Source organism: Micromonospora sp. NPDC050200 (assembly GCF_040656135.1).
GTDB lineage: Bacteria > Actinomycetota > Actinomycetes > Mycobacteriales > Micromonosporaceae > Micromonospora.
The window spans coordinates 161257-171195 of record NZ_JBFALG010000007.1; the positions used below are offsets into that span (position 1 = coordinate 161257).

The window sequence follows — 9939 nt, forward strand, 5'->3', positions numbered from 1 at the left end:
ATGAACCCCACGGCCACCACTGCCGGCATCACGATCGCGGCCATGGACGACCCGCACGCGGAGGCGGTCCTGGACATCTACCGGCTCGGCATCGCCACCGGCCACGCCACCTTCGAGACCGAACCACCCACCTGGGAGAAGTTCACCGCGACCCGGATGCCCGGCCACCGGTGGGTGGCCGTCGACCAGGCCGGCCGCGTCCTGGGCTGGATCGCCTGCTCGGCGGTGTCCGACCGGTGCGTCTACGCCGGGGTCGTCGAACACTCCGTGTACGTCCACCCCGACGCCAGCGGCCGAGGAGTCGGACGGGCCCTGCTCGACGCTCTGATCACCTCCACCGAGCAGGCCGGCATCTGGACCATTCAGTCCGGCGTGTTCCCCGAGAACACCGCCAGCCTCGCCCTGCACACCGCCTGCGGCTTCCGCACCGTCGGCACCCGCAGGCGCATCGGCCGCCACCACGGCACCTGGCGCGACGTCGTTCTCATCGAACGCCGCAGCCCCTCCATCGACTGACGAGAGAGACCACCGATGAGCGACAAGCCCAGCATCCTGTTCGTCTGCGTGCACAACGCCGGCCGCTCCCAGATGGCCGCCGGCTGGCTCCGCCACCTCGCCGGCGACACCGTCGAAGTCCGCTCCGCCGGCAGCGAACCCGGCGACCGGATCAACCCCGCCGCCGTCGAGGCCATGCGCGAGGTCGGCATCGACATCACCGACCAGACACCCACCCGGCTGACCTGGCACACCGCCGAAGCAAGCGACGTCATCGTCACCATGGGCTGCGGCGACGCCTGCCCCGTCTTCCCCGGCAAACGGTACGAGGACTGGAAGCTCACCGACCCCGCCGGCCAGCCCCTCGAACTCGTCCGCCAGGTCCGCGACGACATCAGGACACGCGTCGTCGAACTACTTGCCGACCTCGGCCGTCTCCGCTCCTAGACCGCGGTGCTCTCGCCCGGTTTGACTAACCCAGGGCGAGCGCGACCGGGAGATCACTTCCGCATGGTCCGCCGTCTCGCCCGGCACAGCCGGCCGACGGGTGGCCCGCGGATGGCAACAACGTCGAAGCGGGGGAGTGGCCTGCCGGCCAGGAGCGGGGACCGCCTTCTCTGACCTGGGCCAGCGGCTCCCGTTGCACCAGCTCACCGCGCCCGAGAGGCGCTGTACGCCTCTCGCCGGGGAGCCTGGTCGTCCTGGATACCGACGTCGCGTCGGCGATCCTGCGGGGCCGGCTGCATGATCGGCATCGAGGCATCAAAGAGGGCTGACACGAGAGTGGCCCAGGCTCGGCGATCATGCCGCTGACCTGGACCGGAAGCTGTCTGACCTGGACCGGAAGCTGTGGAGCGGGCGACGGGAATCGAACCCGCACCGTCAGTTTGGAAGGTGCCTTGATCGCCAAGCAGATCATCGTGAACCTGCTGGTGATAAGGCTCGTCGTCCAGAGAGCGAGTGAGAGCCCGGGCAGGGGGATGCCGTTGCTGACCTCTGTTGACCCCACTGTCGGGCACGCAGCGGGCACGCCCCGAGCCCTGGGAGGCTGTGCACGTCCCTTCCCAGGGTAAGGAGCCGGGGAATGGGCCGCATGGCCGATGGAACCCCTGGGCACGCGTCCGGCGTGTTCCTCGGCCCCCGCATGGCGACCTGGCCAGGCGAGGGCCTGAAATCAATTCGAGCCCGCTCGCCTCGCCCGGTACGATCGCGAGCTTGTTCTCACTGCAGGGAGCCCATGAGATCCGCGTGCGGCCGCCCCGGCAGTTCCCATGCTGAGAGTAGGTTTCGTCAATGGCATGTCGTATCAGTGAGCTCGTGCTCAAGTGCCGCGACCCCGAGGCGCTGGCGCGGTTCTGGTGCGAGGTCCTGGACTTCATAGAGCTCGATCGCGAAGAGGAGGGCTGCATCGAGATAGGTCCGCGCGAAGGGTTCGGCGGCCCGCAGCCGACGATCTTCCTCATCCGCAACGACGAGCCGAAGAATGGGCATGCCCGGCTGCACATCGACGTCAACCCCACCGACCGCGATCAGGACGCCGAGCTCGAGCGCCTCCTGGCCGCCGGGGCCAAACTCGTCGACATCGGTCAGCCTGCGGATGCGTCCTGGCACGTCCTCGCCGATCCAGAAGGCAACGAGTTCTGCCTGCTCAAGCGCCGCCTCGACCCACTCTGACGGCCCTCGCCCAAACGATCGACGCAGCCGCCACCCCGCGGCCGCCGACAAGATCTGGCGACCCCCATCAATAGCTGGGGGGCCGGGTGGACGCTCGACCCGCCCCGTGTCGCATGCGTGTTGGTGAGGCATTGACCCAGCCAGCGGAACCTCGCCATCCCGTCGCCGTCGACCCGCCCTTGTGGGAGCGGGCCGCTGTCGGGGCCGCCACGTCAAGACGGCCTTGACGCACGGACGGACGCTGGCGGTCCCGGCGGCGGTCTGCTCGGGCTGCCCTGGCTGGAGCAGGTCACCGCCTCGGGCCGGGTGCGCCGGGTGCCGCCGGTCAAGCTGTCCTTCGGCAAGGTCGCGGAGATGCATCGACCCGAGCCGCGATGATCTACCAGCGCCACGGCCGAGCGAGACAAGACCATCGCCGACGCCCTCAGCGCCGGGATCGCCGAAGAACGAGAGCGGGCACGTAGCGGGCACGACGGCTAGCCCGAGCGACGGACACGTATATGGCCCAGGTCGGATTTCTGGTCTGACCTGGGCCATCGTGTCTGAGCGGGCGACGGGAATCGAACCCGCACCGTCAGTTTGGAAGACTGAAGCTCTGCCATTGAGCTACGCCCGCAGTCGCCCCGCCACGGCGGGACGCGCCGACAGCCTACCCGGTCGCCCCACCCGACGCGCACAGGCATATCCCCGCGCCGACTCCATGATCCGCACGCTGTGCGGCAAGTCGCGGTCTCCCCGCACCCCGGACACCACCACTTCCCGCAAAACGCGCCCGCCCGCCGTCCAGACGCCCGCGCGCCCCGCCACGCCCGGGAACGTAACGGACAACGGTGCCCGGATGGTGGAGGTTCGGCGCGTTGGGAGCCTCCCCGGCACCTCCGGCGGGTACTTGACGGCATACACTTCTCGTCGCCACGGGGTGTGGCGCAGCTTGGTAGCGCACTCGCTTTGGGAGCGAGGGGCCGTGGGTTCAAATCCCGCCACCCCGACTGTCGTCCGCGGCCGGGTCGCCCGGGCCGTCGCCGATTTTTGTCGCGCGGTACCCGGGCGCTGCCGGAGCAGCAGCCCGGCTCGCCTACACTCGATGCGCGCAAACACGCCCAGACTCAACTGAGATCCGTCAAGGAGTACGCCTGTGAAGAGCACCGTCGAGACTCTGAGCCCGACGCGCGTGCGGCTCGCCATCGAGGTGCCGTTCGTCGAGCTCGAGCCGAGCCTCAAGAAGGCGTACCGGGAGATCGGTTCGCAGGTGCAGGTTCCCGGCTTCCGCCGGGGCAAGGTGCCGGCCGCCGTCATCGACCAGCGGGTGGGCCGGGGCACCGTCCTCAACGAGGCGGTGCAGGAGGCCATCCCGCAGAACATCCTCGCCGCGGTCCGCGAGCACGACCTGAAGACCCTCGGCCGTCCGGAGGTCGAGATCACCGAGTTCAACGACGGTGACTCGCTCAACTTCACCGCCGAGGTCGACGTCCGTCCGGAGATCAGCCTGCCGGACCCGGCCACCGTCGAGGTGACCGTGGACGAGCTCCAGATCGACGAAAGCGAGATCGACGAGCAGGTCAAGGGCCTGCGCGAGCGGTTCGCCACCCTCAAGACCGTCGAGCGGGCCGCCCAGGAGGGCGACTACGTCCAGATCGACCTGAACGCCACCGTCGACGGCGAGGACGTGCCGGGCGGTTCGGCCAGCAACATCTCGCACGAGGTCGGCAGCAAGCAGCTCCTGCCCGGGCTGGACGAGGCCGTGGTCGGCCTCGCTGCCGGGGAGAGCACCACCTTCACCACCCAGCTCGTGGGCGGCGACTTCGCCGGCCGGGACGCCGAGGTGGCGGTGACCGTCCGCACGGTCAAGGAGAAGGAGCTGCCGGAGCTGGACGACGACTTCGCCCAGCTGGCCAGCGAGTTCGACACCATCGCCGAGCTCCGCGACGACCTGCGCGAGCGGGTCACCCGGGGCAAGCGGGTCGAGCAGATCTACGCCGCCCGGGACAAGGCCCTGGAGCAGCTCGTCGCCGTCGCCGAGGTGCCGGCGCCGGAGGGTGTCGTCCGCGAGGAGGTCGAGAGCCGCAAGGCTGCCATGATCGACCAGCTGGAGCGGATCGGTGCCTCGCTGGAGGAGTACCTCGCGGCCGAGGAGAAGACCGAGGAGCAGATCGACGCCGAGCTGAACGAGGCGGCGACCGACGGCGTCAAGATCCAGCTCCTGCTCGACACGCTGGCCGACGCCGAGGACGTCCAGGTCTCCGACGACGAGTTCGGCCACGAGATCGTCCACCGCGCGCAGCGCGCCGGGATGGCTCCGCAGCAGTACTACGACCAGCTGGTGCGCTCCGGTGCGGCCGCCGCCGTCTTCGGCGACGTCCGTCGCGGCAAGGCCCTCGCCGCGGTGATGGAGAAGATCAAGATCAAGGACACCGCCGGCAACGAGGTCAGCCTCGACGCGCTGCGGGCCGAGAGCGAGCAGGCGCACGAGCACGACCACGAGCACTGATCGTCCCCGGTCGGCCGCCGTCCGCCCGTCGCGGTGGACGGCGGCCGAAACCGCTTTCCGGGTACGTCCCGAGGACATCTGCGCTGAGAGCGAACAGTGCCCCGACCGGGAGTCGATCACCCGGCTGAGCGGTTAGTGTCGGGGAGGACGGTACGGAGAGCGAAGGGCTGCCATGACCGACATGCACATCTCACCGAAGCCGCTCCGGGCGATTGACGCCCGCGGTGGCGACACCATTGGCAACCTCGACGACTCGGTCTACAACCGGTTGCTCAAGGAGCGCATCATCTTCCTGGGCAGCGAGGTGACCGACCAGGTCGCCAACCGCATCTGCGCGCAGCTGCTGCTGCTCGCCGCGGAGGACCCGGACCGCGACATCAATCTCTGGATCAACTCGCCGGGTGGCTCGGTCTACTCCGGCATGGCGATCTACGACACCATGCAGTTCATCGACAACGACGTGTCGACCGTGGCGATGGGCATGGCGGCCTCCATGGGCCAGCTGCTGCTCTGCGCCGGCACGAAGGGCAAGCGGTACGCCCTCCCGCACGCGCGGATCATGATGCACCAGCCGTCGGGTGGCCTCGGCGGCACGGCGTCCGACATCGCGATCCAGGCCGAGCAGATGCTCTACACCAAGCGGATGTTCCAGGAGCGGGTCGCGCACCACACCGGCCAGAGCCAGGCGCAGATCGAGGCGGATTCGGACCGGGACCGTTGGTTCACCGCCCAGGAGGCCATGGACTACGGCTTCATCGACAAGGTGATCATCGGGGCCGCTCAGGTTCCGGATGGCGCCGGGACCCTGAGCTGAGGAGCTGACGATGACCGATCTGAGCCTGCCGCCCCAGTTCGCGGCCGTGCACAACCGCTACGTGCTTCCGTCGTTCGTCGAGCGCACGTCGTACGGGGTCAAGGAGTCCAACCCGTACAACAAGCTCTTCGAGGACCGGATCATCTTCCTCGGCGTCCAGGTCGACGACGCGTCCGCCAACGACGTGATGGCGCAGCTGCTGACGCTCGAGGGCACCGACCCGGACCGCGACATCATCATGTACATCAACTCGCCGGGTGGCTCGTTCACCGCCATGACGGCGATCTACGACACCATGCAGTACGTCCGGCCGGACATCTCCACCGTCTGCCTGGGCCAGGCGGCCAGCGCGGCGGCGGTGCTGCTCTCGGCCGGCACCCCGGGCAAGCGGATGGCGCTGCCGAACTCGCGGATCATCATCCACCAGCCGGCCACCGAGGGCGGCTACGGGCAGGGCTCGGACATCGAGATCCAGGCCCGGGAGATCCTGCGGATGCGGACCCAGCTGGAGGACATGCTCTCCCGGCACTGCAACCGCCCGATCGAGCAGGTCCGCAAGGACATCGACCGGGACAAGATCATGACGGCCGAGGAGTCCAAGGAGTACGGGCTGGTCGACACGATCCTGACCAGCCGCAAGAAGGGCCTGCTGGCGGCCAACGCGGCCAGCTGAGCAGCACCGGGTCGGAGGTCGGTCGGGGAGCGGTTCCCGGCCGACCTCTGACACACCCGTTTTGGGGGTCGGAGAAACCTCCGCCAGCGGGTAACGTCGGTTCCGTACCGCTGGGCGGGTCGGGTCGGCGGCAGGGATCGAGACGGACGGGCGCGCGGCGCCCGCAGGTCAGGGCCGGCGTTCCGGCCGACGAGTGCAGGGAGAACGTAGGTGGCACGGATCGGTGACGGCGGCGACCTACTCAAGTGCTCCTTCTGTGGCAAGTCGCAGAAGCAGGTCAAGAAGCTCATCGCGGGGCCCGGGGTCTACATCTGCGACGAGTGCATCGATCTCTGCAACGAGATCATCGAGGAGGAGTTGGCCGAGTCCGGCGAGGTGAAGTGGGAAGAGCTCCCCAAGCCGATGGAGATCTGCCAGTTCCTCGACAACTACGTCGTCGGTCAGGACCAGGCCAAGAAGGCGCTCGCCGTCGCGGTCTACAACCACTACAAGCGGATCCAGGCCGAGGCGGCCGGCGCGCCGGGTTCCGGCAGCGACGCCGTCGAGCTGGCCAAGTCCAACATCCTGCTGCTCGGGCCGACCGGTTGCGGCAAGACCCACCTGGCGCAGACCCTGGCCCGGATGCTGAACGTCCCCTTCGCCATCGCCGACGCCACCGCGCTGACCGAGGCCGGGTACGTCGGCGAGGACGTGGAGAACATCCTCCTCAAGCTGATCCAGGCCGCGGACTACGACATCAAGCGCGCCGAGACCGGCATCATCTACATCGACGAGGTCGACAAGATCGCCCGTAAGTCGGAGAACCCGTCGATCACCCGGGACGTCTCCGGCGAGGGCGTCCAGCAGGCGCTGCTGAAGATGCTGGAAGGCACGGTGGCCAACGTGCCGCCGCAGGGCGGGCGCAAGCACCCGCACCAGGAGTTCATCCAGATCGACACCACCAACGTGCTGTTCATCTGCGGTGGCGCCTTCGCCGGGCTCGACCAGATCATCGAGAGCCGCACCGGCCACGGCGGCACCGGCTTCGGCGCCCGGCTCCGGTCGGTCTCCGAGCGGTCGACCGACGACATCTTCAGCCAGGTGATGCCGGAGGACATGCTCAAGTTCGGGCTGATCCCCGAGTTCGTCGGCCGCCTGCCGGTGATCACCAACGTGCGCAGCCTGGACCGCGCCGCCCTGGTGCGCATCCTCACCGAGCCGCGCAACGCGCTGGTCAAGCAGTACCAGCGGCTCTTCGAACTGGACGGGGTCGAACTGGAGTTCGACGAGCCGGCGCTGGAGGCGATCGCCGACCAGGCGATGCTGCGGGGCACCGGTGCTCGTGGCCTGCGCGCCATCATCGAGGAGGTTCTGCTCTCCACGATGTACGAGGTGCCGAGCAACCCCGACGCCGCCCGCGTGCTGATCACCCGCGAGGTGGTCCTGGAGAACGTCAACCCGACCATCGTCCCGAGGGAGTTCACCGGTCGCCGGGCCCGCCGGGATCGCGAGGAGAAGTCGGCCTGACCGGCGCCCCACACTGACGACGACAGCACGGCCGCCCGGGGGGTGGCCGTGCTGTCGTCGGTACGGGATGCCACTGCCCGGGCCCGCCCCTGCTCTGGTAGGACCGTCCGCTGTTCCCCATCATGCTGGCGGCGGTGTCCGCGGTCGCCGCTGCTGCTCCTGCTGGTGCTGGTGGTACCCGGCGCCGACCACCGACAGCAGGTTGACCTCCTTCTCCGCCGGTGGCTTCGCCGACGCGTCGGTGCTCGGGATCACCCCGTGGTCGACCTGGCGTGGGGGCTCGGCGCGGGCGTCGCCGGCGCGGCCGGGGTGATGCTGCTCTACCGGGCCCTCGCCGCCGGGACGATGGGCCGTGGTCGCACCGGTCACGGCGATCACCGCCGCGGTGGTGCCGATCGTCGGCGGGCTGCTGACGGCTCGCTGGCCTACCCGGCCAGCACCGTGCTGCTCGCGCTCGCCGTGGACCGGGAACGGCTCCGGCCGGTGCAGTTGGCCGGTCTCGGATTCGCCGCCGGCGCCCTGGTGCTCGCCAGCGTCTGACGCTGTCCCCGGCCGCCGTCCGCCCGTACCCTGATCTCCATGCGCGTCGCCGTCTGCCAGCTCAACGCCCGCGACGACCGGGCCGCCAACCTGGCCGCCGCGGAGGCCCTGCTGGTCAGGGCCGCGGCGGCCGGCGCGGATCTCGCGGTCCTCCCCGAGTACGTCGACTACCTCGGCCCCGGCGCGGGGCTGCCGGAGCCGGAGCCGGTGGACGGCACGGTGGGCACGTTCTTCGCCGGCGTCGCCGAGCGGCTCGGCATCTGGGTCGTGGCGGGCTCGTTCCACGAGGCCGGTCCGGATCCGGCGCACACCTGGAACACGTCCCTGGTCTTCGACCGCTCCGGCGCGCTCGCCGCCAGCTACCGCAAGATCCACCTGTACGACGTGGAGATCCCGGGGCGGGTGTCGTACCTGGAATCGGCGACGGTGGCCCCCGGCGACCAGCCGGTGGTGGTGGACGTCGAGGGTCTGCGGGTGGGCCTGTCCATCTGTTACGACCTGCGCTTCCCCGAGCTCTACCGGCTGCTGGCCGTCGACGGGGGAGCGCAGCTGCTCGTGGTGCCGGCCGCGTTCATGATGCACACCGGCCGCGACCACTGGGAGGTGCTGCTGCGGGCGCGGGCCATCGAGAACCAGTGCTTCGTGGCCGCCGCCGGCCAGATCGGTGACCACGAACCGGGGCGTACCTGCTTCGGGCGCAGCATGGTGGTCGACCCGTGGGGGACGGTGCTCGGTCAGGTGCCGGACGGGCCGGGGCTGACGGTGGTCGACCTGGACCTCGACCGCCTGCGGACCATCCGCACCGAGCTGCCCAGCCTCGCCAACCGACGGCTCTGAGCCCAGGTCAGCCCTCGACGAGCACGCCGATCACCGTCAGGCCGACGATCGCCGCCGCGGTGACGAGCAGCGCGGTGGTCATGCGGGACCGGCCGCGCCGGGCCAGCCGGGTGATGGAGAGCAGGACGACGGCGAGCACGACCGCGCCGATCACCAGCTGCCAGAACGGCGCCAGGAGTCCGAGCAACGCCTCGTCGGCGAGCGTCGCCGCCGGGGATCGGGACAGGTCATCCATGGCTGCCACTCTGGCACGCCGCCGGCTCCGCGGCGCGCCGATCCCGATCCGGGTACGCCGGCGCGGCGTTTCACCGACACGCGGTACGCCAATGACGATCTTTGATTTGCCTTCTCCGGGCCCGCCGCGTAACTTTCTCTCTGCACGCGGGAGGCCGGACAAACCGGCCGAGAGCGGGCGCCAGGCTCGTGGCGGAGACGCCGAGCGAGACTGAGGAACGGGCGGTGCGACACACTCCGGAGACGGGGTTGCGATCGCGAGACCGACCGGGTAGAGTGCGAAAGCCGGCAGGGAGCCGGGCGGGTGGCCGCGAAGCGGCGATCGGCCGGTCTGCCGATTTCCCACGATAGAAGCGACCGCCGGTTACGGCGTGCGTCAGCGTGGGTCGGGCCGTACCAAGTTGATCAGCTCAAACACGAGGTTGACAGCGAAAGTCGGGCCGGGTAAGTTGGAGAGGTTGCCCCAGACGGGGGTTCTACGGAGTAGAGCTTCCAGGCGGTGTGTGGTTGTTCTTTGAGAACTCAACAGGGTGCTTGATAAGCCAGTGCCAAATTGATTTATACCCCGAACTGGTCGGGCCTGTTTTGGTGGGTCTGGTTGGTTGGGATTCCTTTGGCAACACTTTTGTTGTCAGGACATGTTTTCAACAGGTTTTTGTTGGAGAGTTTGATCCTGGC

11 protein-coding genes and 2 tRNA genes are annotated in these 9939 nt (G+C 69.2%); 10 read left to right on the plus strand and 3 right to left on the minus strand.

Annotated elements, in window-relative coordinates:
- The 3 genes from AB0I41_RS07730 (at window position 1) to AB0I41_RS07740 (ending at window position 2169) form a co-directional block, all read left to right on the plus strand.
- Complete coding sequence (locus AB0I41_RS07730) at window positions 1-516, plus strand: N-acetyltransferase family protein (RefSeq protein WP_357103110.1); 516 nt, start codon at window positions 1-3, stop codon at window positions 514-516.
- Between the two features lie 15 nt (window positions 517-531).
- Complete coding sequence (locus AB0I41_RS07735; RefSeq protein WP_357103113.1) at window positions 532-942, plus strand: arsenate reductase ArsC; 411 nt, start codon at window positions 532-534, stop codon at window positions 940-942.
- Window positions 943-1788: 846 nt separating this feature from the next.
- Window positions 1789-2169 (plus strand): VOC family protein, encoded by a 381-nt coding sequence (locus AB0I41_RS07740; protein ID WP_357103115.1) that lies wholly within the window; start codon window positions 1789-1791, stop codon window positions 2167-2169.
- 545 nt (window positions 2170-2714) lie between these two features.
- On the opposite strand, the gene AB0I41_RS07745 is transcribed toward AB0I41_RS07740, so the two are convergent.
- Window positions 2715-2785: transfer RNA gene (locus AB0I41_RS07745), tRNA-Gly, on the minus strand.
- A gap of 299 nt (window positions 2786-3084) precedes the next feature.
- On the opposite strand from AB0I41_RS07745, the gene AB0I41_RS07750 reads away from it, so the two are divergent.
- From AB0I41_RS07750 to clpX, 5 genes are all read left to right on the plus strand, one after another.
- Window positions 3085-3158, plus strand: a tRNA-Pro gene (locus AB0I41_RS07750).
- 146 nt (window positions 3159-3304) lie between these two features.
- Window positions 3305-4657, plus strand: coding sequence for a trigger factor (gene tig / locus AB0I41_RS07755; protein ID WP_357103118.1), 1353 nt, complete (start codon window positions 3305-3307; stop codon window positions 4655-4657).
- A gap of 172 nt (window positions 4658-4829) precedes the next feature.
- Window positions 4830-5471: an ATP-dependent Clp protease proteolytic subunit gene (locus AB0I41_RS07760; RefSeq protein WP_357103121.1), complete on the plus strand. Its 642-nt coding sequence runs from the start codon at window positions 4830-4832 to the stop codon at window positions 5469-5471.
- A 10-nt stretch (window positions 5472-5481) separates the two neighbouring features.
- Window positions 5482-6144, plus strand: coding sequence for an ATP-dependent Clp protease proteolytic subunit (locus AB0I41_RS07765; RefSeq protein WP_121652300.1), 663 nt, complete (start codon window positions 5482-5484; stop codon window positions 6142-6144).
- Between the two features lie 210 nt (window positions 6145-6354).
- Window positions 6355-7650: an ATP-dependent Clp protease ATP-binding subunit ClpX gene (gene clpX / locus AB0I41_RS07770; RefSeq protein ID WP_357103124.1), complete on the plus strand. Its 1296-nt coding sequence runs from the start codon at window positions 6355-6357 to the stop codon at window positions 7648-7650.
- Between the two features lie 120 nt (window positions 7651-7770).
- On the opposite strand, the gene AB0I41_RS07775 is transcribed toward clpX, so the two are convergent.
- Complete coding sequence (locus tag AB0I41_RS07775) at window positions 7771-7905, minus strand: hypothetical protein (protein ID WP_357103127.1); 135 nt, start codon at window positions 7903-7905, stop codon at window positions 7771-7773.
- A gap of 3 nt (window positions 7906-7908) precedes the next feature.
- On the opposite strand from AB0I41_RS07775, the gene AB0I41_RS07780 reads away from it, so the two are divergent.
- Window positions 7909-8190 carry a hypothetical protein gene (locus AB0I41_RS07780; protein WP_357103129.1) on the plus strand — a complete coding sequence of 94 codons (282 nt, stop codon included), beginning with the start codon at window positions 7909-7911 and terminating at the stop codon, window positions 8188-8190.
- Window positions 8191-8229: 39 nt separating this feature from the next.
- Window positions 8230-9027 (plus strand): carbon-nitrogen hydrolase family protein, encoded by a 798-nt coding sequence (locus tag AB0I41_RS07785; protein WP_357103132.1) that lies wholly within the window; start codon window positions 8230-8232, stop codon window positions 9025-9027.
- 7 nt (window positions 9028-9034) lie between these two features.
- On the opposite strand, the gene AB0I41_RS07790 is transcribed toward AB0I41_RS07785, so the two are convergent.
- A complete protein-coding gene (locus AB0I41_RS07790) occupies window positions 9035-9262 on the minus strand; it encodes a hypothetical protein (RefSeq protein WP_357103135.1) in 228 nt (75 codons plus the stop codon).
- Between the last annotated feature and the right edge of the window lie 677 nt (window positions 9263-9939).

Bases quoted from the DNA above. Each gene is read 5' to 3' on its own strand.
- AB0I41_RS07730 (WP_357103110.1), top strand. From the start codon at position 1: ATGAACCCCACGGCCACCACTGCCGGCATCACGATCGCGGCCATGGAC.
- AB0I41_RS07735 (WP_357103113.1), top strand. From the start codon at position 532: ATGAGCGACAAGCCCAGCATCCTGTTCGTCTGCGTGCACAACGCCGGC.
- AB0I41_RS07740 (WP_357103115.1), top strand. From the start codon at position 1,789: ATGGCATGTCGTATCAGTGAGCTCGTGCTCAAGTGCCGCGACCCCGAG.
- AB0I41_RS07760 (WP_357103121.1), top strand. From the start codon at position 4,830: ATGACCGACATGCACATCTCACCGAAGCCGCTCCGGGCGATTGACGCC.
- AB0I41_RS07765 (WP_121652300.1), top strand. From the start codon at position 5,482: ATGACCGATCTGAGCCTGCCGCCCCAGTTCGCGGCCGTGCACAACCGC.
- AB0I41_RS07785 (WP_357103132.1), top strand. From the start codon at position 8,230: ATGCGCGTCGCCGTCTGCCAGCTCAACGCCCGCGACGACCGGGCCGCC.
- AB0I41_RS07790 (WP_357103135.1), bottom strand. From the start codon at position 9,262: ATGGATGACCTGTCCCGATCCCCGGCGGCGACGCTCGCCGACGAGGCG.